The organism is Arthrobacter sp. SAFR-023, assembly GCF_051965295.1.
In the GTDB taxonomy this organism is placed as follows: Bacteria; Actinomycetota; Actinomycetes; order Actinomycetales; family Micrococcaceae; genus Arthrobacter.
In genome coordinates this window covers 25294-50278 of sequence record NZ_JBQCMF010000023.1, presented here as the reverse complement: position 1 = coordinate 50278, position 24985 = coordinate 25294, and the positions used below count along the sequence as shown (strand labels likewise).

Below are 24985 nucleotides of genomic sequence, written 5' to 3'. Positions count from 1 at the left end.
TTGAGTTCTCAAACAACAGACACACCCGGCACCACCCAAACCAACGTTCAGGATCGCTCCGGAGCAACTTTTCAAACTTACCCGGTTTCACTCCCCGACGCAAATCCGTGTTTCAGGATCCTCATCGGCAGGAAAACCAGCCCCACCACACCCAAGCAACCTAAAAGTCACCAGATCATGGTCTTGATTTCGGGGATTTGGCCGCCCGCGGTTACCAGCTCTTCGCTGTCTCCCTCGCGGCGACTTAGAAAACAATACACCCGCTGCCGCCGCACCGCAAACCGGCCTCCCAAGAACCTGGGATCCCCGCGTTTCCGCCGCGGAACGGTGCATGAGGGCACTCTGGTGAGCCTCGGCCGTCGTAATTCCGTTCTATGGGGTGCGTCACCCACCAACCCGACCCCGCAAACGAGTGCGGTTAACGCAAAGGAGGGCCGGCAACCATGTGGTTGCCGGCCCTCCTCAAGCAGCTGGAATCAGCAGTGCTGAATTACCAGGAAGACTTGGTGATGCCCGGGAGCTCACCGCGGTGAGCCATGTCGCGGAAGCGAACACGGGAGATACCGAACTTCTGGAAGGTACCGCGCGGACGGCCGTCGATGATGTCGCGGTTACGCAGACGGATCGGGGAGGCGTTGCGGGGCAGCTTCTGCAGGCCGAGGCGTGCAGCTTCGCGTGCTTCGTCAGTCGCGTTCGGGTCAACCAGGGTCTTCTTCAGCTCGAGGCGCTTTGCAGCGTAACGCTCAACGATGACCTTGCGCTGCTCGTTGCGAGCAATCTTGGACTTCTTAGCCATGTGTTTAGCGCTCCTCTCGGAATTCGACGTGCTGGCGGATCTTGGGGTCGTACTTCTTCAGGACCAGACGGTCCGGATCGTTACGACGGTTCTTACGGGTTACGTAGGTGTAACCCGTGCCCGCGGTCGACTTGAGCTTGATGATCGGACGTACGTCCTTGTCCTTTGCCACTAGAGCTTCACTCCTCGCGCCAGGATGTCGGCGACGACAACGTCGATGCCGCGTACGTCGATGGTCTTGATGCCCTTTGCAGAGACCTGCAGAGTGACATTACGGCGCAGGGACGGAACCCAGTAGCGCTTCTTCTGAATGTTCGGGTCGAACCGACGCTTGTTGCGGCGGTGCGAGTGCGAAATGCTGTGTCCAAAGCCCGGCTCGGCTCCGGTCACCTGGCAGTGTGCTGCCATGACGACTCTCCTCTGAAAATGAATGAAACGGCTGGCAGAGTTCTGCTTCACCGTGCGGCAGGCGGCGTCCGCGTCCAGCCTCACGCGTCCGAACGTTTCAACACCGGAGAACCGGGCTTACTGCGGCGGAATACGATGAGCCACGAACACCTGGCAGAGGAAGCCACTGCGAAGTGCCGGGATACTGGGCGAATACAGGAATGCACGCAACTTGAGCCCCTAACTACCGGCCTCCAGGACTGTGAATACTGTCTACAGCCACCGCAAACCGGAGCAATTGCACACGCTCCGCGCCACCTAGCGCCAACCAAGTCTACGAGACACCCGAATTAAAGACCAATCCGGGGGTGAACGGGTGTATAAAGCGGCCCGTCGGCAGGACCTTCTCCAAGACATATCCGGAAAGAAGGCTCTTCACAGCAAAGCCAAAGGATCGGGGCGGAATCTTGAGCCATGAACACACAGCTCCTGCCCTCCCCCGGGACCGGCGCGCAGATGCGCCCCGCACAGGGGCCTGCTCCGGTTCCGGAGGCTGGCCGTTTCGCCGGCCAGCACCGGCGCAGGCTCCTCCGCGCCGATGTCCTGACGGTGACGGCCTGGTCCTCGTTGGCCGCTTCGGTTGCACTCTGGCTTGCCGACGGCGGCCTGACGGCGGCTTCCTCGCCGGCGGGCATGGTCACGGCGCTGGGCATTGCTGCCGGCCTTGCCGGAATGGACCTGGTGCTGCTCATGCTGCTGCTGGCCGCAAGGATTCCCTTCATTGACGGCGCGGTGGGGCATGACCGGGCGCTGGAGTTTCACCGGAAGCTGGGCAAACCCTCGCTGTACCTGCTACTGGCCCACGGCCTCCTCATCCCGGTGGGCTACGGCATGGCCGAAGGTCTCGACCCGGTCAGCGAAGCCGTGGCGCTCTGGGTGCTGGTGCCCGACATGTGGCTCGCCTTCATCTCCCTGGCCCTCTTCATCGCGGTTGTTGTCACGTCCCTGGTGGCGGTCCGCCGGCGGTTTCCCTACGAATTCTGGTACGTCGTGCACCTGCTCACCTATGCTGCCGTGCTCACCTCGCTGCCGCACCAGTTCAGCGTGGGCGGCCTGTTTGCCGTCGGCACCTGGCAGCGCTGGTACTGGCTGGCCATCTGCATCGCCACCGGGGCCGCCCTGCTGTACTGCCGGATCATCCAGCCTGTACGGGCAACCTTCAGGCACCAGCTCACGGTTGAGCGCGTCACCTCCGTGGCCCCCGGGGTGGTCAACATCGAAATGAGCGGCCTGCAGCTCAACTCGCTGTCCGGCAACGGCGGCCGGTTCTTCATCTGGCGCTTCCTCGCCCCGGGGCTGTGGTGGCATCCGCATCCGTTCAGCCTGTCTGCGGAGCCGGTGCGGACAGGACCTGATGGGCATGGCAGATTGCGGATCACGGTCCGTGATCTGGGCCGGGGCTCCGCGCAACTGCTGAGGCTGCGGCGCGGAACGAAGGTCGCGGTCGAAGGGCCCTACGGACTCTTCAGCTCCGCCGCACGCAGCAAGGACCATGTGGTCATGATCGGCGCAGGCATCGGTATTACGCCGTTGCGGGCCCTCCTGGAGACCACCCCTTTCACCCCCGGCCAGGCCACGGTCCTGCTCCGCGGGCACAGCAACCAGGAGCTCTACCTGGGCGAGGAAATCCTCGAACTGTGCCGGCAGCGCGGCGCCACCCTGTTCCACCTGACCGGCGGACGGGACCCCGGCTCACCTGACAGCTGGCTTCCGGCGGCCGAACACCGGGCCGGGTATGCCATGGCGGACTATGTCCCCGATATCGCCCACGCCGACGTCTATGTATGCGGGCCCTCGCGGTGGGCAGGCAACGTCCTGGACGCCGCCCGCGCGGCCGGCGTCCATGAAGATCAGCTCCATCACGAAAGGTTCGACTGGTGAGAATCAGAGCAGCAGTTTCAGCAGCCTTGGCTTCGGCCGGCATCCTCCTGGTCGGCTGGCAGTCAGGCGTCCACGTGGCCGACACGCGCACGACGCTTGCTGCCGCAGCGACGGGAGGTCAGGCGGCGGGAACGGCGGGCGCATCCGGCGCGTCCGGCGCCGCCGGCGCGGCGGCCAAGGCCGGCGGCACGTACGACGGCGATGTGGTCCAGACCCGCTTCGGCACCGTGCAGGTGCAGGTTACCGTGAAGTCCGGGCAGATCACCGACGTCGCGGCCCTGAAACTCACCGACGCCGAGGGCCGGTCCGTGCAGATCAGCAATTATGCCGCCCCGATTCTTCGCAGCGAAGTGCTGCAGGCACAGTCCGCCGACGTGCAGACCGTGGGCGGCGCCACCGTGACCAGCGACGCTTACCTCACGTCCCTCCAGGCGGCCCTCGATGCAGCAAACCTCTGAGGCTGCGCACCGGCTCCGGGCCCGAACCTTCACCTGCATGGGAACTGTCATCAGCCTGACCGTCCCCTCGTACACGCACAAAGCACCCCAGGCTGCTGCGGATGAGCTGGAAGCGGCGACCGCCGTCGTCGAACGCCTTTTCACTGAACTGGACGGTATCTTCAGCCTCTACCGCACCGATTCGGAGGCGAGCCGGCTGGTGCGCGGCGAACTTGCTCTGCCGGAGGCGTCAGGAGACATGCGGGCGCGGTACGAGGAGGCGGCCGAGTGGAGGATCCTCACCGAGGGGGCGTTCACGCCGGAACGTCCGGACGGGGCGCTGGACCTCTCCGGCATCGTCAAGGGGCACGCCATCAGGGAAGCCGGCATGTCCCTGATGGCGCTCGGAATGGCCGACTGGTGCCTGAACGCCGGCGGGGACGTGCTGGTCAGCGGCTCTCCCAATCCTGGTACCGACGTGCCTTGGCGGGCGGGAATCGTTGACCCGGCCGACCGGAGGACCCTGCTCGCCGGATTCCCGCTGGGCGGGGCCGCGCTGGGTTCGCCTCCGCTGAGTGGAAAGACGGCCGACGGCGGGACCTGGGCGGCGCTGGCCACCTCCGGTTCCGCTGAGCGCGGGGACCACATCTGGGGTGCCACGGCCGGGGTCGCGGAATTCCGGCAGGTTTCGGTCGCCGCAGCGGACGTGGTCACGGCCGATGTGCTGGCAACCGCGATCGTGGCGGGCGGGGTCTCCATGCTCAACCGCGCCACCGCCATGTGGGACATCGAGGCGCTGGCCGTCCGCGCAAATGGCGAGCTGCTGGCGACGGGCGGGTTCCGGCGGGGCTAGAGCCGGGTGAGCTGGGCGTACCTGGGCTGGAGGTTGTCGCCGGAGGACTTACCCGTGACCCGCCGGACCACCCACGGTGCGGCGAATTCCCGGACCCAACGGGCGTTAGCCCTCAGCGCCTCCGCCTGGCTGAGCTCCGGGACCGGAGTCATCGGCGGAACCTCAATGGAGTGCTCGTGTTCGAGGACCGTCAGGACACGCTTGGCCATGTTTGCGTGGCCGGCGGCGGACATGTGCATCCGGTCCTTGGCCCACATGCCCCAGTCGTAGTACTCGTTGAAGCGCCAGTAGTCCACCAGCAGGGCGCCGTGGTCCCCGGCGATGCCGCGCACGAGTTCGTTGTAGATGGCCGTCCGCCCCCGCATGGTGCCGAAAACTTTCGAGCCCCGCGCGTCGAAGCCCGTGAACAGCACCACGGTGGCGCCGGTGGCTGCGAGCTTCCCGACGGCTTTCTCGTAGTCCACGAGCAGGTCGTCAATGTCGATCTTGGGCCGGAGAATGTCGTTGGCACCTGCGTAGAGCGTCACTAGGGTGGGATTGAGCGCGACGGCGGCGTCCACCTGCTCGGCCAGGATCTGCCGCAGCTTGCGGCCGCGGATGGCGAGGTTGGCGTAGCCGAAGCCGGGGTCGGCCGCGGCCAGTTGCTCCGCCACCCGGTCAGCCCAGCCGCGGACCCCGTTGGGCCGCGCCGGGTCGTCATCGCCGACGCCCTCCGTGAAGGAGTCTCCGAGGGCAACGTAGCGGGCGGTGAAATCCATGGGAGCAAGTCTGCCACCCGTTGCCGGGAGCAACCAAGGCGGGTCCGTGCTGTCCGGCTCGCAGGGAGCTGCCGCCGGCGACTGGCCGGGTGCTGCTACTGCTCCCGCTCGCGGAGGATCCAGTGATTGCTGTCCAGCCGGGCCACAATCTTTTCGCCGATGCGGGCGAGGTCCGCAACATCACGTTCAGTCAGGGCGTCGAGGAACAGCGAGCGCACTGATTCGACGTGTCCCGGCGCCAGTTCCACGATGGTGGACATGCCCTCGTCCGTGAGGTGTGCCGTGGTGACGCGGGCATCGCCGGGATGCGGCCGGCGTTCCACCCAGCCGCGGTTCTGGAGTTTGGTGACCACATGGGAGAGCCGGGACAGGGATGCGCTGGTCCGCGCCGCCAGCTCGCTCATCGGCAGGAAGTGCCCGTCGGCCTCGGAGAGCATCGCCAGCACGTTGTAGTCAAATAGCGACACCTTGCCTGCGGCGTGCAGCTGGGTATCGAGCGACGCGGGCAGCATGGTGTTGATGCTCAGCAGAGCTAGCCATGCCCGGCGTTCATTGGCGTTGAGCCAGCGCGGTTCGGTCATTACTCCATCCTAGGAGAACTGACGCTTGACGGTTCAAGGCCGGTTCCGGGGGCGGCTCCCCGGGCGGCCAAGGCTCTGGCGGTAGGCTGGCCGTCATGTACGTAGTTTCCCTGACCTACAAAGTTGCCCAAGAGATTGTGGACCAGCACCTGGATGCCCACGTGGACTGGCTGAAGGATGCCTTCGATGAAGGCGTCTTCATCGCCGCCGGCCGCAAGGTTCCGCGCACGGGCGGCGTGCTGCTCTCCCGGTCGGACCGGCTGACACTCGACGAGTCCTTGGCCGAGGATCCGTTCAGCGTGCACGGCGTTGCCGACTTCGACGTCATCGAGTTCGCCGCAAACCGCACTGCGCCGGGGTTCGAGAACCTGCTGGACTAGCCTGCCCGTCCGCGGCCGTCCGGCTCCATCAGCTTTTTCAGGCCGCCCTTCCGCGGAACCTTCACCGGCTGCGGCCACCGGGGGCTGAGGCTGTCGCCCAGTGTGACGCCCCGGAGCTTGCGGCCAAACAGCGGCAGCACCCAGTCATTAACCCAGCGCCGCTGCCGCCGCTCCCAATCGCGGAGGGTCATCCTGGCCGGCGGTTCCCACTCCTTGAGGCTGATCTTGTGCGGAACCCCCAGGTGGTCCAGGACCTGGGCCGCGAGGTACTTGTGCCCGGCCTTGGACATGTGCAGCCGGTCGGTGTCCCACATCCTGGGGTCGTGGAAGGCTTCGAAGCACCAGTAGTCCACGAGGATAGCCCCGTGCTTGGCGGCGATCTCCCGGACCCGCCGGTTGTACAAGGTGTTGCGCTTCTTCAGCGGTTCGAGCACCGCGGACACCTTGACGTCGAACCCCGTGAACAGGACCAGGGTGGCGCCGGTGGCCGCCAGCCGGGCCACCAGTTCCTCGTACTGCGCGAGGAGGTGGTCCATGTCCGTGCCGATGTCCATAATGTCGTTGCCGCCCGCGTAGAGAGTGATGAGCGTGGGCTCCATGGCCAGTGCCTGCTCCAGCTGCTCATCCACGATGTGGCGCAGCCGCTTGCTCCTGATGGCCAGGTTGGCGTAATGCCAGCCGGGTTCTGCCTTGGCCAGCTTCTCCGCCACACGGTCAGCCCAGCCACGCACCCCGTTCGGCAGCCTGGAACTCCGGTCGCCCACACCCTCGGTGAACGAGTCCCCCAAGGCAACGAACACCCGCGGCCTGCCCCGGTCCGGAAGCAAAGGAGAGACACCCACCCGGACAAACTAGCCAACCCAAAAGGCCAGTAGGGAAAGAACGGATTAACCCGAGGTGAGCGGCCCACCGAGCCGCAACCGCTGGCTTGCGAAGGAGCGCATCGCCGACCAAAGCTGAGCGAGGCCGCCCGCGGCCGAGGGAAGCGTCGGGAGGTGTCTAAGCGACGGCAAGTCGGCGGTGGAGGCGGACGCAGCCCGACACAACTAGGGTTACAGTTCGGCTTTGCCTTGCCGCCAGTACCCCATGAACGCCACCTGCTTCCGGTCGATCCCGACGTCGCGGACGAGGTAGCGCCGCATGTCCTTGATGACCCCGGCCTCCCCTGCGATCCACGCGTAGAACGGCAGGGCGCCGGCGGGCTTGTCGGGGTTCTTCGTGGTGCTGACCGCGGCGGCATCCAGCCGGGCCGGGGTTTCCCACAAGATCTCCTGGTCCACGTTCACGTCGTCGGGCTCCGGGCCAGCGGCGTCCGCGGACTTGATGCCCACCCAGCCCGGCACGGGGACCGCCGCCCGCACCGCTTCCTGAAGGAGCTCGCCGTGCGGCCGGGACCTGCCGATCGAGGCGCCGCGTGCCAGCCAGGTGATTTCGACGTCGGCCGCTGTCTCCAGGTCGAGGAAGTCGCCCGCCCCCGGCACTTCCAGGAAGGCATGCCCGGTCATGTACTCGGGCAGGTTTTCGAGAATGGCGCTGATCGCGGGGACAGCCGTCTCGTCACCGGCCAGGAGCACCCGTCCGGCCAGGCCGGGCCGCCATTCGATGCCCGAGTACGTTTCCGCGGTAACGCAGTGCGCCGCCCGGTTGTTCGGACCGATCAGGGTGATGGTGTCACCAGGCCTGGCCGTCAGCGCCCAGTTCGCCGCGGGACCGCCGTGCCCGGCGGCGTCGAAATGCATCACGAAGTCGACGTCGATCTCCGGGTAGACGGCGTCCAGCCGGGCCTGCCGGACGGTGTAGGTGCGCATGGAGCCGCGGATGGCGGGATCCATGGCCAGCCACTCCTGGTACCAGCCGCTCTCCTCCATCCGGAACTTCGGCAGCGGAAGCCGGCCGCCGTCCGGCGCCATTGACGGGATCATGAGCTTAATGCGCAGGTCCAGGCTGTCGCCGTGGACACCGAAGTCGCGCAGTGAATAGCCGCCGAACGTCACGCGCCGGAAATTCGGGCTGAGCTCCTGCACTGCCGCGACGGTGACATCGAACGCCAGGGTCATCGGCTCGGTGGCGAAGCCGGGACGGTCCGTGATGGAGGTGCGGGCAGTGCTGTTTTGTACTGCACCGGTCTGTGCTGCGCTCATGAGGCCATCTCCAGGGTCGTGATTGAAACTTTTGGGTCAGCGTGGTGCCTGCCGAGGGGGATGATCAGAGGCGTGCCGGACACCGGATCCGGCACCACCCGGGACTCCAGCCCGAAGACGCTCCGGACCAGTTCCTCGGTAATTACGGTGGACGATGCGCCCTCAGCCACGATCTGCCCGGCCTTCAGGGCGATGACATGGTCGGCGTACCGCGCGGCGAGATTGAGGTCATGCAGGACGATCGCCACCGTGGTGCCGCGCTGCCGGTTCAGGTCGGTGACCAGATCCAGCACTTCAACCTGGTGTGCCAGGTCCAGGTAGGTGGTGGGCTCGTCGAGCAGCAGCACGTCCGTTTCCTGGGCGAGCGCCATCGCGATCCACACCCGCTGGCGCTGACCGCCGGAGAGTTCGTCGACGTTCCGCCCGGCGAGCTCCAGCGTTTCGGTGGCTTCCAGCGCACGCTGCACGGCGGCGTCGTCCTTCTCCGACCAGCTGCGGAAGAAGCCCTGGTGCGGATACCGCCCGCGGCCCACCAGGTCACGGACGGTAATGCCGTCCGGCGCCGTCGGGTGCTGGGGCAGCAGGCCGAGGGTGCGGGCCAGCTCGCGCGCCGGGCGGGAGTGGATGTCCCTGCCGTCGAGGGTGACCGTGCCGCCGGCAGGCTTCAGGAGCCGGGACAGGCCGCGCAGCAGCGTGGATTTTCCGCAGGCGTTGGCGCCCACGATCATGGTCACCCTGCCCTCGGGGATCTCCGCCGTGAGGTTTTCCACGACCCGGCGCTGGTCGTACTGCAGCGTGAGGTCCCGGGCTTGCAGAACAGCCATCAGGCATCCTTTCGGTTGGATGTGACCAGGAGCCACAGCAGGAATGGGGCGCCGAGTGCGCCGGTGACGACGCCGACCGGCAGGACGGTGCCGTCCAGCAGCAGCGGCGCGACATTGGCGGCGAAGTAGTCCGCCGCGAGGACGATCAGGGCGCCCACCAGGGCCGACGCCGGGAGGCTGGCTTTGCCGGTGAAGCAGCGGGCGATGGGGCCAGCCAGGAAGGCGACGAACGCCACCGGCCCGGCGGCCGCCGTCGCCACCGCTGCGAGCGCGACGGCGGTGAGCACCAGAGCCAGCCGGGTCGCGGCCACGCGGATGCCGAGTCCCGCGGCGGCGTCGTCCCCCAGTTCGAGGATGCGCAGCGGTCCGGCCAGCAGGGCGGCTACCGGGACCAGGACCATCAGCGTCAGGGCCAGCACTCCCGCACGGTCCCAGCTGGCGGAGTTGAGCGAGCCGTTGATCCAGATCAGGGCCTCCGCGGCGGTGCGGATGTCGGCCCGGGTCATGAGGAAGCTGACCATGGCGTGCAGGGCAGCGGCGATGCCGACGCCGGCGAGGACGAGGCGGTTGCCGGCGGCGTTCCCGCGGCTGCCGCCGCCGAGCCCCAGGGACCCGCTGCGGGAAATGCCGTAGATCAGGGCTGCCACGGCCATGGCGCCGCCGAGGGCAGCACCGGACACGGCCGCACCGGAGGCGCCGAACACCACGATGGCCAGCACCGCTGCCGCGCTGGCGCCGTAGCTGATGCCGATCACGTCGGGGCTGGCCAGCGGGTTGCGGAGCATGGTCTGGAACAGGGCGCCCGAGAGCCCGAAGGCCACCCCGATCAGCGTGCCGATGACCGCCCGCGGCAGCTTGGCCTCCATCACGATGAAGCTGGCGCCGGGGATCTTCTCGCCGCCGGTGAAGTGGGCGGCGAGGATTTTGAAGAAATCCGGGATGGTCACGGTATAGCTGCCCAGCAGGATGTTTGCGGCCAGGAGAAGCACGACGCCGGCGGCCAGTACCGCCGTCCGGTTCAGGAAGAGCGCCCTGGTCGACGCGCGAACGGGCAAATAATGCCCTGTTTCGGGGGTTTTGAGGGCGTTATCTGCCCGTTCGCGCAGCTGGTGCGGAGTCACAGGCCCGCCCCTTTGCCGCGGCGGACCAGCCAGACGAAGACCGGCGCCCCGATCAGGGCGGTCATGATGCCGGCCGGGACCTCGCCGGGTAGCAGGACTACGCGGCCCACGATGTCTGACACCAGCAGCAGCACGGGTGCGAGCACGGCGGAGAACGGCAGGATCCAGCGGTAGTCGGGGCCGGTCAGGGAGCGGACGGCGTGCGGGACAACGAGGCCCACGAACCCGATGGGGCCGGCGAGCGCCGTGGCCGACCCGCACAGCAGGACGATGCCCAGCGCGGTGACGGCCCGGGCCACGCCGACGTTCTGGCCCAGGCCGCGGGCGACGTCGTCGCCCAGCGCGAGGCTGTTGAGGACCCGTCCTGTCAGAAGTACGATCAGTGCCCCCGCGATAAGGAACGGCAGCCCGGGCAGCACCACGGACCAGTCGCGGCCGGCAATGCCGCCCACCTGCCAGAACCGGAAGCGGTCAAGGGTGTCCTGGCTGGAGACCAGGATGACGTTCATCAGTGAGAACAACCCCGCGCTCAGGGCGGCGCCCGCCAGGGCGAGCTTGACCGGCGTCGCGCCGTCCCGGCCCATGGAGGCAATGAGGTAAACGACGACGGCGGCAGCAGCAGCGCCGATGAACGCGAACCAGATGTAGCCGGTCAGCGAGGAGATGCCGAAGACGTAGATTCCGGTGACCACGGCCAGCGCGGCGCCGGCGTTGACGCCGATGATGCCCGGGTCCGCCAGCGGGTTCCGGGCCACGCCCTGCATGGCCGCCCCCGCCAGGCCCAGCGCCGCACCGGCGAGCAGGCCCAAGACGGTCCGCGGGATCCGGGCATGCACCACGGCATGCTCGCCGTCTGCCGGGTTGAACCGGGTCAGTGCCTGCCACACGGTTTCGAGGGCCAGGCCACGGGCGCCCACGGCAAGTGAGGCGCCGCAGACAACAACGAGCACGACGACGGCGGCCAGCAGCCAGGCGGCGCGCGGCCCGGGAGCTTTCCACTCCAGGGGAGCGCGAACTGGCTGGTAATGCCCTGTAACGCCGGGTTTGGCGTCATTACCTGCCAGTTCGCGCTGATTTGCCGCCGTCGTCGTGCTCGGTGTCATGGGAGTTGCCTGCTAGACCGCGGCAGTAGCTTTGTCGGCGGCCTTGGCCAGCTGCGGCAGGAACTTGTCCAGCGACCACGGCAGGCTCAGCGGCGAGGAGGCCGAGATGGACAGGGTGAGCGTGTTGTCCGAGTCCGCGACCATGGCGCCGTTCTTGATGGCCGGGATCTGGCCCAGCAGCGGGTCAGCCTTGATGGACTCTGTGGTCTTGGCGTCCGGGACCCAGGTCACGAAGATGTCGGAATTGAGCTCGTTGGCCTTCTCTGCGGACCACGGGATGAAGAATTCCTTGGAGCCCTTCGAGTTCTCCTCCACCACGGGGGCGAGCTTCATGCCGATCTCGCTGAGGAAGCGCGGGCGGTTGTCGTTGGCGGTGTACACGTTCACGCCGTCGCTTTTGGCCGGCTCGAGGTTTCCGTAGATGAAGCTCTTGCCAGCGAGCTGCGGGTAGGCGGAGACCTTGTCCTTGACGGTGGCCTCGGTGTCGGCGATCAGCTTCGTGGCTTCGGCTTCCTTGCCCAGCGCCTTGCCGATGATGCTCGTGGAGTCCTGCCAGGACGTGCCGTAGGCCAGCTCGGGATGCGCAACAACGGGCGCAATTTCCGTGAGCTTCTTGTAGTCCTCCTCCGTCAGGCCGGAGTAGGCACCCAAAATGACGTCAGGGTTGAGCTTGGCGATCTCAGTGAAGTTGATGCCGTCAGCCTCGGAGAACTGGACCGGCGCCTTGTCCGAACCGAAGCCCGCGCCGAGCTTCTCCAGCGCGGCGTCCTTCCACGGCGTCGAGCCCTTGTCATTGCCGCCCCATTCGTTCTTGGGCACGCCCACCGGAACCACGCCCAGAGCAATGGCAACGTCGTCGTTGACCCAGGAGACCGTGACGACCCGCTTGGGCTGCTCCTTGATGGTGGTTTGGCCGAAGACGTGCTTGATGGTCACGGGGAACTGCGCACTGGCGGATGAAGTGGCGCTGGCTTCCGAAGCGGAGGAAGAGGCGGGCCCGGTGGAACATGCGGTGAGGGAAAGTGCCGCGGCGGCGAGGACGGCGGTGGCCTTGCCGGCGGTCTTGAGCAGTGAGCGGCGCGTGGTGCCAGCGGCAGCCGAGCGGCCGGGAACGGCCGACCGGCCGCGGAAGAGGGGGGAAGTCACGGAACTCCTTAGGTGAATGAAGCGAACCTAAGTAAGGCTAGCCTATCCTTGCGGAGATTACGAAAGGTTTGCGTCACTTAATTGCCCCGAGTGGCCAGCGTAACTCCAAACTGTCTTGCCAGCCAAGGGTGAACGATGGTTCACTCGAAGGAGTAAACGCCCGTTCACCCGTCAATCGGGCACCCTCCCCCACAAAGGCCTGCCGCACATGACAGCACCCCCTGCCACAGCACACTCTGCCCCGAAAGCAACCCGCAGCGCCTCCGCCATCACTACGGTCCTCGCGCTCAGCGGCACGCTGGTCGCACTCATGCAGACCCTCGTGGTGCCCCTGCTGCCCGACTTTCCACGGATCCTGTCCGTCACGCCCGACGACGCATCCTGGCTGGTCACGGCCACACTCCTCGCCAGCGCCGTCGCCACCCCGATCGTGTCCCGCAGCGCCGACATGTACGGCAAGCGGAAGATGATGGTCATCTGCCTGGCCATCATGGTGGCCGGTTCGGTCATGGCCGCCCTGGGCGGGACCTTCCTGTGGCTGATCATCGGCCGCGCCCTGCAAGGGTTTTCCGCGTCGCTGATCCCGGTGGGCATCAGCATCATGCGCGATGAGCTGCCGAAGGAAAAGATGGGCTCCGCGGTGGCACTCATGAGCGCCACCCTGGGCATCGGCAGCGCCATGGGCCTGCCGCTCGCCGGACTCCTCTATGAAAGCCTCGGCTGGACGTCGATCTTCTGGGTTTCCGCCGGGGCCGGCATGCTGCTGTTGCTGGCAGTGGTGCTTGTGGTTCCGGAATCCAAGGTCCGCACTCCCGGCCGCTTCGACTATGCGGGCGCACTGGTGCTGTCCGCCGCACTCGGATCACTGCTGCTGGCCATTTCCAAAGGCGGCGCCTGGGGCTGGGGCTCGGAACCAGTGCTGCTGCTGTTCCTCGCAGCGGCACTGCTGCTGGCCGTTTGGATTCCCTACGAGCTCAGGGTGGGCCAGCCCATGGTGGATCTTCGCACCACGGCGCGGAGGCCTGTCCTGATGACCAACCTCGCGTCACTGCTGATCGGTTTCGCGATGTTCGCCAACATGCTCCTCACCACGCAGCAGCTCCAGCTCCCCGCAGCCACCGGTTACGGCTTTGAACTGAACGTCATCACGGCCGGCCTCTGCATGGTGCCGTCCGGACTGGCCATGGTGGTGTTCGCACCGGTGTCCGGAGGGATCATCCGGCGCTTCGGCGGCAGGTCCGCCCTCTTGGCCGGCGCCGCAGTGATGATCGTCGGGTACGTGGGCCGGGTCTTCTTTTACGACTCCATCACCTGGGTGATCATTGGTTCCACCGTGGTGAGCGTCGGCACGGCCATCGCGTATGCCGCCATGCCAACACTGATCATGGGTGCCGTCCCGATCACGGAGACCGCTTCCGCCAACGGACTCAACAGCCTGGTCCGCTCCATTGGCACGTCGACCTCCAGCGCCGCCGTCGCCGCAGTTCTGACCTCGGTCACCATTCCGCTCGGCGCCGCCCGGCTGCCTTCGTTCGATGCGTTCCGGGATGTGTTCTGGATGGCCGCGCTGGCCTCCGCCGCCTCCGTCCTCGCCACCGTCTTCATCCCGCGCACCACCACCCACCGCCCCGCAGCACCGGCGGCAGCGGAACTGGTGGTGCAGGGGCGCGTCCTGGCACCTGACCACCGCCCGCTTACTCCCGCCGTCGTCACCGTCCTCCAGACGGAGGGCGAGCCGGTGGACTGGAGCCGCGTGGACACCGAAGGCAATTATTCGGTGGCGCTGCCTGGTGCCGGGAAGTACCTCGTGGTGGCCAACGCCGCGGGCTGGGCGCCGATGGCGGAGGTCTTCGATTTCGACGGCCGCACGCTGAAGCAGAACTTCCTCCTGCAGGAGCGGCTGGAAATCAGGGGCCGGGCGGCCATCGGCCGCGAGCCCGTGACCGGCGCCGTGGTCACACTGCTGCACGCCACCGGGGAGCATGTGGACACCGCGAGGACTGACGACGACGGCGTGTACACACTTCCGCTGCCCGCCGCCGGACGCTACATAGTGGCTATGCTTCATCCCGTGACTCATCAAGCCGTGGCGCGGAAGCTCGCCGTCGACAACCGGTCCGTGACCGTGGACCTAGCCGCTGAACGCGCCCCTGAAGTGAACAGCGCAGAAGGGATCGGCGGGGAGCCGGTGCGCGCATGAGCAGCCCCAGCCAGGAGTCCATCCTCACCGCGGCGGACCGGCTGTTCGGCGAACGCGGCTACCGGGCCGTGACGGTCAGGGACATCGCCGCTGAGGCCGGGGTTTCCGCGGCCCTGGTGATGAAACTGTTTATCTCCAAGGCCAAGCTCTTCGCAGCGGTGCAGCCGGACGAGTCGCTGCTCACCGAGCTGTCCGTCCCGGCCTCCGAGCTCGGTGGCGCCCTGGTCTTCCGCGTGCTGATGCGGCGGGAACGCGGCATGCACGAGCCGTGGGCCATTATTCCGATCAATGTTCACGATGCCCCGGATCCCGAAGCGGCGCGGAACGAGTTGCGCGAACGCTACGTCGGCAGCATCGCACAGCTGATCGGGGATGCGACGCCGGACCGCCGCTACGCGTCGACTGTCACCGCACTGATGACCGGCTTCGGCGAAACCGTGCGGACCCTGGGACTCTTCGACAGCTGGGACTTTGACGAGCTGGTGGCCTACTACGGCGGGATCGTGCAGGCACCGATCGACGCCTGCACGGCCGCACATGCCTAAGGCAAAAACGCTCATCCCCTCGTCCACACCGCAACGCTCCCGCACCTAGGTGCGGGAGCGTTGGCGGATTTGTTGCAGGAACTGAGAGAGCGTCGGGCCACGCCCGACCACAACTGATAGAGCGTCAGCTGTACGAGATGCTCAGCAGCAGCGCTTTGAGGGCCTGCCCTTCGGCGCCTGCCAGCCAGGACTTGGCCGCGGCGTCATTGGCGAAGGGGTTCTCGATGAACTTCACGTCAGCCAGGATGACGCCGTCCCCGGCGCGGATGATGCCGTCGAGGGCGGATCCCTGCCCCGATTTGGGCGCGCCTGCCGCCAGGTGCATCCGGTAGGTCGCGTTGCCGTCCATCCGGTCCACGTAGAACCCGTAGTGGGCAGCCGGCGCGGGCTGCGCCGCGAGTCCCGGAACCGGCGCGGACTCGTAGACGGTGCGGGTCACAGGGTGGGAGACGCCGTCGGCGGCCCGTCCGGAGTACACCGTGGCCTGCTCGGTGCCGCTCGCGTCGACAACCGTGGCCGTGGCCGACTCGGACGGCGACCCGCCGCCGGTGAAGAGCTCAACCTTCCAGCCGGCCGGGTACTTGAAGGACACGTGGCCGTTCGGGAACGTGTACGTCTTCAGCTCGGCGGGCGCCGGAGCGGACGACGGCGTGGTCCCCGGTGTAGCCGCACCGCCGGCGCCGCCAGCGGCGGAAGCTGAAGGGTTCGGTGACGCCGGTGCCGGTGCGGAAGCTGCCGCGGACGACGTCGACGGGGCCGCCGAGACCACGGCCCCGCAGCCGGCCAGGGCGAAGGCGGCGGCAGCAGCAAGGACAGAGACGAGGGGGGCGCGGAACGCAGGGCGCATGATGGTGCCTTTCATGATGACGCCGTCAAGCTCACGGGGGCTGCTCTGCCCGCCGCATGGGAGTGTCCATGACCCCGTGGAGCGTTTGGCGAAGACTGGTGGAGTCACCACAGTGGCACGCCAAAATCCCCCGCCACTAGGGCCGGCGCAATAAATCCATCGATTTGTTATAAACCGCGCGAAAGCGTTATGGACTAGCGCAGCACGATATCGACGGGATTGGCCTCGGAGCGCCATCGGCCTTCTGTGCCCGGTTTCGGGGTGATAACGGGCGCGGTGAGCACGCCGGAGCGATTGGTGCGCCTGTCCCGCAGGATCTCTGTGACTGAGCCCAGGTGACGGGACAGGTCGATGACGTTCTCCGGCGCCGCCAGGAGCAGCTGGAACCCAAACTCGTGCAGCGCCTTGATGCCTGCGCCGGCGAATTCCTCGGAGGCCAGCACGAACGCCTCGTCCATCATCACCGTGCCGTACGTGGTGAAGCCCTGCTCGGCGATGCCCAGCTGGTAACTCAGCGCCGCGGCCATGATGAACGCCGTGAACCGCTGCCGCTCACCACCGGACATCGAGCCGGTGTCGGCGTGCATGAACACGTCCGTACGCTTGCCGCCCTTCTTCCCGGGGGTGTCCACCTCGCGGTGCTCCTTGCACTGGATGAACAGGTGCCCGCGCACGTCAAGCACCTCGGCCCGCCAGCGCCGGTCCTCAGGAGTCTGCGACCCCAGCCGCTTCACCAGCGTCTCCAGGGACTTGTAGCGGGCGGTCAGCTCGGCGTCGTCGTTCTGGCCGGCGTCCGCCTTGGCTGCCTCTGCCTTGGCCGGCCGAATGTGACGGGTCTTCAGCGCGTTCTGGATGGCGTCCTTGAACTGCTTGGCCGTGGCCGGCAAGGTCTGCTTGATGTCGAGTTCCAGGTAGCTGCCCTCGTGGAAATTCACCTCGGACAGGATCCCGTTCAGCGGCAGGATCCTGCTAGTGATGGACCGGCGTTCCTCGTCAAGCAGGTGGAGCAGCGTGCTGAACGACTCGTGCGTGCGCTGGTTGAAGAACTGCCGGAACTCGGCCTCCTGTGCCGGCAATCCGTCATTGATGATCGCGTGGTAGCGGGCCTCGAACTCGCCGACGGCGCCGATGGACGTGCCGTGGTCGGCCGAAATCGCGGTGCCCCAGTCGCGGACGAAGCCTTCGAAGATCCGGGTGAGCCGCTCCGACGTAGCCTGGGCCCGGGACTCTGCACCGTGCAGGTCGCCGAGCAGCTGGGTGCGCACCCGGCTGGCGAGATTGTCCAGCTCATGCATCTCGGTGACGTCGCCGAATTCGGCGAAGTACGGCGCCAGCGCGGCGGAGGTGGAGTCCGACGGCGGCGCCTGGTTCAGGCGGAGGCGCGCGGCTTCCAGCAGCGAGTCGGAGGCGGTGAGCTGCTGGTCCAGCGCCTTGTACTCGCTCTGCAGCACCGCGGCAGCCTCGGTGCTGGACTGGTGCTTCTGGCGCGCCGCCTCGATGTTGGCGCGGAGCGGTTCAAGGTCCGTCTGGGCCGCAAGGGCGTCCTTGAGCCGCTGCTCGATCCTGGCAAGCTCGTCTGCCGCCACTGCGGCCGACACCTGCTCCCACGGGCGGTTGTCCTCGGCCACTTTGCGCAGCGCCTCGAGCTGCCGGGACAGGCCCTGGTGCGATTCCTCGCGGCTTTGCGCCAGCTGTGCCGCCTTGGCCAGTTCCTGGCGCAGGTCCTCCACCTGTCCGGCCACGAGCTCCAGCTTGGAGGCATTGTCGAACCCGAGGACGTAGTCCTGCCGGCTGGTGAACCGGTCGTCCTTCTCCACGGTGTGCCGGTTGCGTTTGACCACGCCGCCGAGGCTCAGGCCCTTGTCCAGGGCCGCCAGTTCGTCGGGGTTCTCCACGCACGGGTACGCGAAGTCGAGGGCGATCCGCTCACGGATCCACACACTAGCTTGTGCGGCGGACCCGCCCTTTGCCCCGGTGGTGAGGATATCCAGCTTGGTCAGCAGGTCGCCGTCGGCCACGTCCTCCACGGCCAGCGCCGCTCCGGCGAGCGGCTTGGACACGTCCACCGCGCGCAGGGCGCCTCGGACGGCGTGGTCGTTCAGGTAGCGGGTGACAGCGGCAAAGTGCTCGCCCGGAACAAGCAGCGTGGTGGCCAGGTTCCGCAGGGCACGTTCAGCGGCGGGGCGCCAATGATCCTGGCCCTCGGCAAGGTCTATCAGCTCGCCACCGAACGGCATCTGCTCCTCGGGGACGCCGGTGGCCGCGGCAATGGCGGCCCGGTTTTCAATGCTCGACGGCGGCAGCAGGGACTTGCGCGTTTTCAGCGACACAAGCTCCTGCTCGGCCGCGGCAAGCTCACGTTTCTTTGTCGCGTGGGCGTCGAAAGCCTCGAAGCGGAGCTCCTGCAGGGCCGCGGAGTCATCCTTCAGCTCGGCGGAGCGGGTGGCCGCCTGTTCGTGGGCCTGCTCCCAACCCTCTGCCGTCCATTCCAGATCCAGGCCGGCATCCGTCAGCGCCTGCCGGGCCGCCTCCTCCATCTGCTGGCGGAGCTTCAGCCCCACCCGGGCGTTCTCCAGGGACTGCTCGATCGAGGAGATGGCGTTGCCGCCCTGGTTGTTGTACTCCGCCTCCAGCTGCCGGAGCTCCTTGGCGAGCCCGTCCCGCACGCCGCGTTCCGCTCCGAGCTCCTTGGCCTTCGCCTGGGCGAGCGCCTTGAAGCGGGCGAGCGTTTTCTCGTGCACGGTAACAGCAAGTTGCTGACGGTAGGACTCGAACTCCTCGCCTGCGAGTTCACGCAGCCTGTTCGCGTCCAGCAGCGACTGCGCGTACTCCCTGTTCAGTCCCGGGACGGGGGCCAGCTGGTCGCGCTGCTGCCGGACGTCCTCCAGCCGCTGCCGGATGGACATGAGGTTGCTGAATTCCTCGACGACGTCGTCCGCAGCCGCCAGGGTGGCCGGCGCGTCCAGCACCTGGTCGCGGAAGAACGTGTTCACGCTGCCGCCCAGGCCCTTGCCGGCCTGGATGACCCGGAGCAGCGGAAGCGCCTGGTCCGAGTTGATGCCCAGGAGCCGGCGGAACCGCTCCGCGAAGGCCTTGTGCACGTCAAAGACCTGGGCGTCCGGGAAAATGTTTTCCAGCGCAGCCCTGGTGAACCGCTTCTCCGCAATGTCCTCGATGGCGCCGAGGTCCAGCGGCCTGTTGTCGATCAGGTAGTACCGGCCAACGCTCGACTCTGTGCCGTTCTTGGGCAGGTCAAACAGCGCCGACACCGTCACCTTGGTGCCTGCCGCGTTGTCGAACGTCAGGGCGACGGCGGACCAGGTGGCACCGGGGCGCTGGAACGCACTGGCCGAGCCCTCGCCGACGGCCTTGTCCCCCACTTTGCCGCGCATATACGTGAACGTGGTCCGCTTGTCCTCCACGGCGCCCGACCGCTGGGCTGCTGCCTCGTTGGAGCGCGGCCGGGCGTCGAACACCCGCAGCATGGCGTCGAACAGCGTCGACTTGCCCACGCCGGAGTTGCCGGTGAGCAGGGTGCCGTTGCGGTCCACGTGCATCGTATGGGCGCCATGGAACGTACCCCAGTTGACCACCTGCACCAGGGCGAGGCGCATCTGGCCCGGGTTAACGACGTCGCCCAGCGGAAGCATGCTCGCAATACTCACTTGGCGCTCTCTTCCTTAGCCGTGGTTGCGTTTGACTCCGCAGCCGATGCCGCCCCCGCCCCTTCGCCGCGCAGCTGATCTTCGATCAGCCCAGCGCGCGGCTCCGACAGGCCCGATGCCACTCCCTGGGCGGCATCGGCTGCTCCGTCTTTCCCTACGTCACCTTGAGCGGCGGCATCAGAGTCGTTCGTATCGGCGTCGTCGTTATCGTCTGAGGGCTGGTCGGCGTCGAGTTCCAGCATTGCTTCGGTGCCTGTGGGGTCTGCCGTTGCGGCTATCAGGGCTTCGATCTGGGCGGGGATGTCACCTATGTTGTCGAAAGGGAGGGCCAGTGGCAGGGCGTTGGAGATGGTGTAGACGTCATCCAGGCCGGTGGCGAGCAGGAGCTGCCGGGCCAGGAGTTTGGTGATGGCCCGGTTCACTACGTCGGAGTCGCGCAGCGCGTCCTGCTGGCCTGCCGGCTGGTAGTGGGCCACGAGCTCGGCGATTTCTTCCCGCGTGATGGTAGGGTCCGTCTGCGCCGTGACGTGGCGGTCCAGCAGGAGCCGCAGGCGGAGCAGCACGATGGTCTCCACGCGGCTCAGCGCCCGCTGCTGACGCAGGATGCTCGAGCGGGCGCTGCCGCCGATCGCTTCGGGGTCGACGGGGCGCAGCACAGCGATCTTTTTCTCGTGGTCCAGCTGCAGGGTGAGGAACAGCTCGGAGAGCCGGCTGCGCAGGACCAGTTGGTTGTCCAGCAGCGTTGTCCAGAGTTTCTCGTCCCGGCCGCCGTCAACGTACGGACCCTTCAGCAGCTTCACGAGAGCCTGGCGGACCTTCATCGGAAGCACGCCGGTATCGCCCGGAAAGAGTGCGGCGCCGTCCACAAACGTGTCGCGGGGGCTGACAGAGCCGGTGATTGGGCTTGTCGATATCCCGGGGGTTTCGACAGGCTCAACCAGCGGGGTTTCGGTGGGCTCGGCCCCCTGGGCCGCGGCGTCCGCCGTCGTAATCTCTTCAGTCATCGCTAATCCTTCTTGAGCGTTACCACCGGCAGGTACGCCTTGCGGGTGGTGCCGTCTATCTGTTCGAAGTCGAGGGCCTCCCACGCCAGCTGGTCAAAGCCGGCACCGGTGTGGAGTGCGTGCGAGAGGAGCGCCCGGATGGAGTTGATGTGCTGTTCCTCCGGCGCCAGCTGCTCCCACGCCTCGGCGAGGGTGGAGGCCCCGGCTGCCGCGGCGCGGATCGCCTCCGGCCTGGCCTTGGCGGTCCGGGGCGAGCGGACCCGGTCCGAGTCGCTGAACGCGATGGGGTCGGCGAGCCTGGGCGGGGCAGCAAACTCATCGGGGTCGAAAAGCTTGACCATGGCGAGGGATTCGAAACCTGCGTTGAACAGCACCGGACCCCGGACCAGGCCAGGCCGTTCGCGCTCGTAGGGCATGGACCGGATGGCCTGTTCGGCCTCCCGCAGCACCTTGCGGAGCCGCACCGACTGACGGAAATCGTCACTCTGGACGTAGGTGTTCAGGCTCTCGCTGAGCTTGCCGTAGATGCGCTGGATCTGGCTGTGCTGCTGCCGGAGCTCAGCCACCAAATTTTTCAGGGTTTCGCGGTCCTCCGGCGACAGGTCGTCCGCGAACTGCCGGCTGAGCACTTCGCCGATCGCGGAACGGAAGCGCAGCTGCTGCTGCGGGTCCTCGAGGAAGGCCGTGAAGGAACGGAAGGTCCTGCCCTCCGGGCTTTGGCGCAGCCGCTTGTCCGCCTCAAGAACCTGGGCCATCGTGGCGCCCTTGGTCAGGGATTCCTCGATGATCTGGTTGCGGAGCTCGCCCACGAGCTCCTCGATCCGGTCACGCATCTTCTTGTAGTCCGCGGGCAGGCTGGCCGCGAGGTCCAGGATGTTGCCGGCCGCTTCGACGGCCTGGTCGTCGTCGAGGAGGCCGTCGAAGTCACCGGAGCTGATGTCCTCGATCAGCTGCTGCCGCTCCCCGATCTCCTCCTCGAGCGCTTCGAGCCGGGCGCTCTGGTCCGGGTTGGTCTCGTTGGCGAGCTTCTCAACGTCGCCCAGCAGCGTGCCCAGGCGGGACCCGTTGAGCGTGGACCTTTCGCTGGAGAGGCTGTCCAGGAACGCCAGGACGCGGGCGGCCGGCTCGGTGACCTCGTACACGATCTGCCCCGACTGGTTCCGGCGCGTCAGGAACTGCTTGCGGGTCCACTCATCGCCGAAGGACTTCCCATTGGCGTGGCCGCCCAGCCCCGGGTCATGGCGGCGCAACTGCTCAAGGAAGGAGTCGACGTCGGCATGGAATTCTTCCAGCGGAAGCTGCGGCCGGGTGCGGGTGAAGGATGCCTGCAGGACAGCGATCACCCACGGGGCGGAACGGGTGAGGGCCCATGCCGACCCCTTGGTGAGGAGCTCAAGGTCCCTGAGCCTGGCGCTGATCGCGTCAGCGGAGGACGTAGCGGACCTGGGCACACACTCTCCTTCGGCAGCTTGGGGGATGGTCTGGGCAGCGGAAACCCGAAAACTGCCAACTACAAGGTTAACGCAGAGCCCCGGGCGGCCCGCGCCGCGGTTCCCCGCCACCCCGGAGCCGGCTCCGCGTGCCCGCCACGCAACGTTACTGGTGTGACACATGAGGTTTTCGCAATCACTCCGTGACCTACGGCGCAGTATTGTCTCGATCCCGTATCAACGCGGCCACAGCATGGCCGAGGCGCTAGAGGAAGCTCCGCCCATGGCCCTAGTCTCGAGCTACTGGTCTGATCCATCCGCAGCAACGGCGCAGGGGGAAGCATGCAGTTCGACTTGAGTGCAGTGGAGACAGGCACCTTGGTGTTCATCGGAACGCTGATGGTTGCCTTGGCACTTGTCCTCTTCGTGGCGGTGGCGGCATTCGCCGCCCTCGTCCTGGTAGGCGTGGGGAGGCTGGCCTGGGTGGTCATTGCCGCGGCCCTGCTCAGGACCGTCCACGGGATCAACCACGCCTGGGACAGTCTGGTGCACCACGCCTCTGGAGTCGAGTTTCCCGCGGAATTTCAGGGGCAGCCATCCCCTAGCACCGGAACCTACCCGCGGGTAGCATTGAGGGACAGCTGAAGGGTTCTCCACCCGCGGCGGACCCAGGGCTTTGAGCCGGTCATCCGGTCAGAGGAGATGCCCCGTGAGCTCCGCCACTGACAGCCAGGCAACTGAACGCCAGGCACCCGACAGCAGGGCTGGTCACAGCACAGCCACCGCGAGCACAGCTGCGGACGGCACTGGCGCCGTCCCGCCCGTGGACAGTCCCGCGTCCGAAACACCCGTTGCTCCCGAGAAGATCGGCGCGGGGGCGTCCGCAGAGGATGCCCGCGCCATCGCCGAGGCAGCACGCGAAACCGAGTGGGCCAGGCCCAGCTTCGCCAAGGGCCTGTACCTCGGCAGCTTCGACCTGGCCCTCATCCATCCCTGGCCCGCCGCCAAGCCCGATGACGTGGAACGCGGCGAGGCCTTCATGGCACGGCTGACGGAATTCTGCCGCACCATGTCCGGACGGATCATCGAGCGCGATGCAAAAATTCCCGACGAGTACCTCCGCGGCCTGGCAGAGCTGGGCGTGTTCGGCATGAAAATACCGCAGGAGTACGGCGGCCTGGGCCTGTCCCTGGTCTACTACGGCCGGGCGCTGGCGCTGCTGGGATCGGTGCACCCAAGCCTGGGCGCACTGCTCTCGGCCCACCAGTCCATCGGCGTACCGGAACCGGTGAAGGTGTTCGGCACGGCCGAACAGAAACGCGAGTACCTGCCGCGCTGCGCGGAGGGGGCCGTCACCGCATTCCTGCTGACCGAGCCCGACGTCGGCAGCGACCCCGCGCGGATGGGCAGCACCGCTGTCCCCAGCGCGGACGGCGGGTCTTACGTTCTGGATGGTGTCAAACTCTGGACCACCAACGGGGTGATCGCCGAACTCGTGGTGGTCATGGCAGTGGTGCCGCAGCATACCGACGCGGACGGCGCGGCCCACAAGGGCGGCATTACCGCGTTTGTAGTGGACATGGACACCCCGGGGATCACGGTGGAGAACCGGAATACCTTCATGGGCCTGCGTGGCATCGAGAACGGGGTGACCCGGTTCCACCAGGTCCGGGTGCCGGCCGCCAACAGGCTCGGCCGTGAAGGCCAGGGTCTGAAAATTGCGCTCACCACGCTGAACACCGGCAGACTCTCGCTGCCCGCGCTGTGCGTGGCGACGGGCCGCTGGAGCCTCAAGATCGCGCGGGAATGGTCCAATGCCCGCACCCAGTGGGGCCGCCCGGTGGGCAAGCATGAGGCAGTCAGCAAGAAAATCGCATTCATCGCAGCCACGGCGTTCGCCCTTGACGCCGTATTCGAGCTGTCCGCGGAAATGGCCGACGCCGGGCAGAAGGACGTCCGCATTGAGGCGGCGCTGGCCAAGCTGTGGTCCACCGAGATCAGCTACCGGATCGCGGACGAACTCGTGCAGATCCGCGGCGGCCGCGGCTTCGAGACGGCGGAGTCACTCGAGGCCCGCGGCGAGCGGGCCGTCCCCGCCGAGCAGCAGCTGCGCGACCTGCGGATCAACCGCATCTTCGAGGGCTCGTCCGAGATCATGCGTTTGCTCATAGCCCGCGAGGCCGTGGACGCGCACCTCGCCGCGGCCGGGGACCTGGCCTCCGCGGAGGCGAGCCTTTCGGACAAGGCGCGGGCCGCCGTCGGAGCCTCCGGCTTCTACGCAAAATGGCTGCCCAAACTGGTGGCCGGCGCCGGCATGGATCCGCGGTCCTACGGCGACTTCGGGCGGCTGGCCAAGCACCTCCGCTTCGTGGAGCGGTCCTCGCGGCGGCTGGCCCGGCAGACCTTCTATGGCATGGGCCGCTGGCAGGCCAGACTGGAACACAAGCAGGCCTTCCTTGGCCGGATCGTCGATATTGGAGCCGAGCTGTTCGCCATGGCGGCCTGCTGCTCGCGCGCCGAGATGCTGCTCCGGACCGCACCTGAACGAGGCGCCACCGCGTTTGAACTGGCCGACGCCTTCTGCGAGCAGGCACGCGTCCGGGTGGACGAATATTTCGACCAGCTGTGGCGCAACACCGACGACGGCGACCGCGACCTCGCGCGCAAGGTGCTCGCCGGTGACTACACGTGGCTGGAGGCCGGCGTGCTGGACCAGTCCGAAGGGACCGGCCCATGGATCGCCGATGCCTCCGCCCGCGAGTCGGCTAAGGAAAACCTGCACCGCGCCTACCGCTGACCGCACCAACCAGCAGTCACCGGACGCCT

General features: G+C 67.2%; 23 protein-coding genes. 8 read left to right on the top strand and 15 right to left on the bottom strand.

Features of this window, described 5'->3' with window-relative positions; genetic code table 11:
• Window positions 1-490: 490 nt before the first annotated feature.
• Genes rpsN through rpmB form a run of 3 tightly spaced genes read right to left on the bottom strand, consistent with a single transcriptional unit; the run spans window position 491 to window position 1204 of the window.
• Entirely contained in the window at window positions 491-796 is a 306-nt protein-coding gene (rpsN, locus tag ACTHQX_RS20090; RefSeq protein ID WP_003798555.1) for a 30S ribosomal protein S14, read from the bottom strand.
• A 4-nt stretch (window positions 797-800) separates the two neighbouring features.
• On the bottom strand, window positions 801-968 hold the full coding sequence (rpmG, locus tag ACTHQX_RS20085; RefSeq protein ID WP_003798558.1) for a 50S ribosomal protein L33: 168 nt from the start codon (window positions 966-968) through the stop codon (window positions 801-803).
• Entirely contained in the window at window positions 968-1204 is a 237-nt protein-coding gene (gene rpmB / locus ACTHQX_RS20080) for a 50S ribosomal protein L28 (RefSeq protein WP_003798559.1), read from the bottom strand. Before rpmB ends, rpmG begins: the two co-directional genes overlap by 1 nt.
• 453 nt (window positions 1205-1657) lie before the next feature.
• Here rpmB and ACTHQX_RS20075 point away from each other — a divergent pair, with 453 nt between their 5' ends.
• The 3 genes from ACTHQX_RS20075 to ACTHQX_RS20065 are packed head-to-tail and all read left to right on the top strand — an operon-like array spanning window position 1658 to window position 4414.
• Window positions 1658-3124: a ferredoxin reductase family protein gene (locus ACTHQX_RS20075; RefSeq protein ID WP_440158991.1), complete on the top strand. Its 1467-nt coding sequence runs from the start codon at window positions 1658-1660 to the stop codon at window positions 3122-3124.
• Window positions 3121-3582 carry an FMN-binding protein gene (locus tag ACTHQX_RS20070; RefSeq protein WP_440158992.1) on the top strand — a complete coding sequence of 154 codons (462 nt, stop codon included), beginning with the start codon at window positions 3121-3123 and terminating at the stop codon, window positions 3580-3582. Before ACTHQX_RS20075 ends, ACTHQX_RS20070 begins: the two co-directional genes overlap by 4 nt.
• A 37-nt stretch (window positions 3583-3619) precedes the next feature.
• Window positions 3620-4414: an FAD:protein FMN transferase gene (locus ACTHQX_RS20065; RefSeq protein ID WP_440158993.1), complete on the top strand. Its 795-nt coding sequence runs from the start codon at window positions 3620-3622 to the stop codon at window positions 4412-4414.
• On the opposite strand, the gene ACTHQX_RS20060 is transcribed toward ACTHQX_RS20065, so the two are convergent.
• Both ACTHQX_RS20060 and ACTHQX_RS20055 read right to left on the bottom strand, forming a co-directional pair.
• Window positions 4411-5172 carry an SGNH/GDSL hydrolase family protein gene (locus ACTHQX_RS20060; protein ID WP_440158994.1) on the bottom strand — a complete coding sequence of 254 codons (762 nt, stop codon included), beginning with the start codon at window positions 5170-5172 and terminating at the stop codon, window positions 4411-4413. The genes ACTHQX_RS20065 and ACTHQX_RS20060 overlap by 4 nt on opposite strands.
• A 95-nt stretch (window positions 5173-5267) precedes the next feature.
• Window positions 5268-5753, bottom strand: coding sequence for a MarR family winged helix-turn-helix transcriptional regulator (locus ACTHQX_RS20055; RefSeq protein ID WP_236805685.1), 486 nt, complete (start codon window positions 5751-5753; stop codon window positions 5268-5270).
• A 95-nt stretch (window positions 5754-5848) separates the two neighbouring features.
• Here ACTHQX_RS20055 and ACTHQX_RS20050 point away from each other — a divergent pair, with 95 nt between their 5' ends.
• A complete protein-coding gene (locus tag ACTHQX_RS20050; RefSeq protein ID WP_440158995.1) occupies window positions 5849-6133 on the top strand; it encodes a YciI family protein in 285 nt (94 codons plus the stop codon).
• Here the strand turns inward: ACTHQX_RS20050 and ACTHQX_RS20045 are convergent.
• From ACTHQX_RS20045 to ACTHQX_RS20020, 6 genes are all read right to left on the bottom strand, one after another.
• Window positions 6130-6975 (bottom strand): SGNH/GDSL hydrolase family protein, encoded by an 846-nt coding sequence (locus tag ACTHQX_RS20045; protein WP_440158996.1) that lies wholly within the window; start codon window positions 6973-6975, stop codon window positions 6130-6132. The two genes, ACTHQX_RS20050 and ACTHQX_RS20045, sit on opposite strands and share 4 nt — an antisense overlap.
• 210 nt (window positions 6976-7185) lie before the next feature.
• On the bottom strand, window positions 7186-8190 hold the full coding sequence (locus ACTHQX_RS20040; RefSeq protein ID WP_440159023.1) for a siderophore-interacting protein: 1005 nt from the start codon (window positions 8188-8190) through the stop codon (window positions 7186-7188).
• Between the two features lie 80 nt (window positions 8191-8270).
• Window positions 8271-9098, bottom strand: a complete 828-nt coding sequence (locus ACTHQX_RS20035) for an ABC transporter ATP-binding protein (protein ID WP_440158997.1) — start codon at window positions 9096-9098, stop codon at window positions 8271-8273.
• Window positions 9098-10120, bottom strand: coding sequence for a FecCD family ABC transporter permease (locus ACTHQX_RS20030; protein ID WP_440159024.1), 1023 nt, complete (start codon window positions 10118-10120; stop codon window positions 9098-9100). Before ACTHQX_RS20030 ends, ACTHQX_RS20035 begins: the two co-directional genes overlap by 1 nt.
• 95 nt (window positions 10121-10215) lie before the next feature.
• Window positions 10216-11322: a FecCD family ABC transporter permease gene (locus ACTHQX_RS20025; protein ID WP_440158998.1), complete on the bottom strand. Its 1107-nt coding sequence runs from the start codon at window positions 11320-11322 to the stop codon at window positions 10216-10218.
• Window positions 11323-11334: 12 nt separating this feature from the next.
• Entirely contained in the window at window positions 11335-12468 is a 1134-nt protein-coding gene (locus ACTHQX_RS20020) for an iron-siderophore ABC transporter substrate-binding protein (RefSeq protein ID WP_440158999.1), read from the bottom strand.
• A 208-nt stretch (window positions 12469-12676) separates the two neighbouring features.
• On the opposite strand from ACTHQX_RS20020, the gene ACTHQX_RS20015 reads away from it, so the two are divergent.
• Window positions 12677-14668: an MFS transporter gene (locus ACTHQX_RS20015; protein ID WP_440159000.1), complete on the top strand. Its 1992-nt coding sequence runs from the start codon at window positions 12677-12679 to the stop codon at window positions 14666-14668.
• Window positions 14665-15213, top strand: coding sequence for a TetR/AcrR family transcriptional regulator (locus tag ACTHQX_RS20010; protein WP_236805695.1), 549 nt, complete (start codon window positions 14665-14667; stop codon window positions 15211-15213). The genes ACTHQX_RS20015 and ACTHQX_RS20010 overlap by 4 nt, the downstream gene beginning before the upstream one ends.
• Before the next feature lie 124 nt (window positions 15214-15337).
• Here ACTHQX_RS20010 and ACTHQX_RS20005 read toward each other — a convergent pair whose 3' ends face one another.
• The 4 genes from ACTHQX_RS20005 to ACTHQX_RS19990 form a co-directional block, all read right to left on the bottom strand.
• Window positions 15338-16075: a hypothetical protein gene (locus ACTHQX_RS20005; RefSeq protein WP_440159001.1), complete on the bottom strand. Its 738-nt coding sequence runs from the start codon at window positions 16073-16075 to the stop codon at window positions 15338-15340.
• A 179-nt stretch (window positions 16076-16254) separates the two neighbouring features.
• Window positions 16255-19725: an ATP-binding protein gene (locus ACTHQX_RS20000; RefSeq protein WP_440159002.1), complete on the bottom strand. Its 3471-nt coding sequence runs from the start codon at window positions 19723-19725 to the stop codon at window positions 16255-16257.
• On the bottom strand, window positions 19722-20729 hold the full coding sequence (locus ACTHQX_RS19995; protein ID WP_440159003.1) for a DUF4194 domain-containing protein: 1008 nt from the start codon (window positions 20727-20729) through the stop codon (window positions 19722-19724). Before ACTHQX_RS19995 ends, ACTHQX_RS20000 begins: the two co-directional genes overlap by 4 nt.
• Before the next feature lie 2 nt (window positions 20730-20731).
• Complete coding sequence (locus ACTHQX_RS19990; RefSeq protein ID WP_440159004.1) at window positions 20732-22180, bottom strand: DUF3375 family protein; 1449 nt, start codon at window positions 22178-22180, stop codon at window positions 20732-20734.
• Between the two features lie 321 nt (window positions 22181-22501).
• Between ACTHQX_RS19990 and ACTHQX_RS19985 the strand changes: the two genes are divergently transcribed.
• Window positions 22502-22804 carry a hypothetical protein gene (locus ACTHQX_RS19985; protein ID WP_440159005.1) on the top strand — a complete coding sequence of 101 codons (303 nt, stop codon included), beginning with the start codon at window positions 22502-22504 and terminating at the stop codon, window positions 22802-22804.
• A gap of 178 nt (window positions 22805-22982) precedes the next feature.
• Entirely contained in the window at window positions 22983-24956 is a 1974-nt protein-coding gene (locus ACTHQX_RS19980) for an acyl-CoA dehydrogenase family protein (RefSeq protein ID WP_440159025.1), read from the top strand.
• The last annotated feature ends 29 nt before the right edge of the window (window positions 24957-24985 follow it).

Coding starts and splice junctions, on each gene's coding strand:
- ACTHQX_RS20010 (WP_236805695.1), top strand. CDS start 14,665: ATGAGCAGCCCCAGCCAGGAGTCCATCCTCACCGCGGCGGACCGGCTG.
- ACTHQX_RS20065 (WP_440158993.1), top strand. CDS start 3,620: ATGGGAACTGTCATCAGCCTGACCGTCCCCTCGTACACGCACAAAGCA.
- ACTHQX_RS20075 (WP_440158991.1), top strand. CDS start 1,658: ATGAACACACAGCTCCTGCCCTCCCCCGGGACCGGCGCGCAGATGCGC.
- ACTHQX_RS20055 (WP_236805685.1), bottom strand. CDS start 5,753: ATGACCGAACCGCGCTGGCTCAACGCCAATGAACGCCGGGCATGGCTA.
- rpmB (WP_003798559.1), bottom strand. CDS start 1,204: ATGGCAGCACACTGCCAGGTGACCGGAGCCGAGCCGGGCTTTGGACAC.
- ACTHQX_RS20025 (WP_440158998.1), bottom strand. CDS start 11,322: ATGACACCGAGCACGACGACGGCGGCAAATCAGCGCGAACTGGCAGGT.
- ACTHQX_RS20015 (WP_440159000.1), top strand. CDS start 12,677: ATGACAGCACCCCCTGCCACAGCACACTCTGCCCCGAAAGCAACCCGC.
- ACTHQX_RS19995 (WP_440159003.1), bottom strand. CDS start 20,729: ATGACTGAAGAGATTACGACGGCGGACGCCGCGGCCCAGGGGGCCGAG.
- rpsN (WP_003798555.1), bottom strand. CDS start 796: ATGGCTAAGAAGTCCAAGATTGCTCGCAACGAGCAGCGCAAGGTCATC.
- ACTHQX_RS19985 (WP_440159005.1), top strand. CDS start 22,502: ATGCAGTTCGACTTGAGTGCAGTGGAGACAGGCACCTTGGTGTTCATC.
- ACTHQX_RS20050 (WP_440158995.1), top strand. CDS start 5,849: ATGTACGTAGTTTCCCTGACCTACAAAGTTGCCCAAGAGATTGTGGAC.
- ACTHQX_RS20060 (WP_440158994.1), bottom strand. CDS start 5,172: ATGGATTTCACCGCCCGCTACGTTGCCCTCGGAGACTCCTTCACGGAG.
- ACTHQX_RS20005 (WP_440159001.1), bottom strand. CDS start 16,075: ATGAAAGGCACCATCATGCGCCCTGCGTTCCGCGCCCCCCTCGTCTCT.
- ACTHQX_RS20035 (WP_440158997.1), bottom strand. CDS start 9,098: ATGGCTGTTCTGCAAGCCCGGGACCTCACGCTGCAGTACGACCAGCGC.
- ACTHQX_RS20040 (WP_440159023.1), bottom strand. CDS start 8,190: ATGACCCTGGCGTTCGATGTCACCGTCGCGGCAGTGCAGGAGCTCAGC.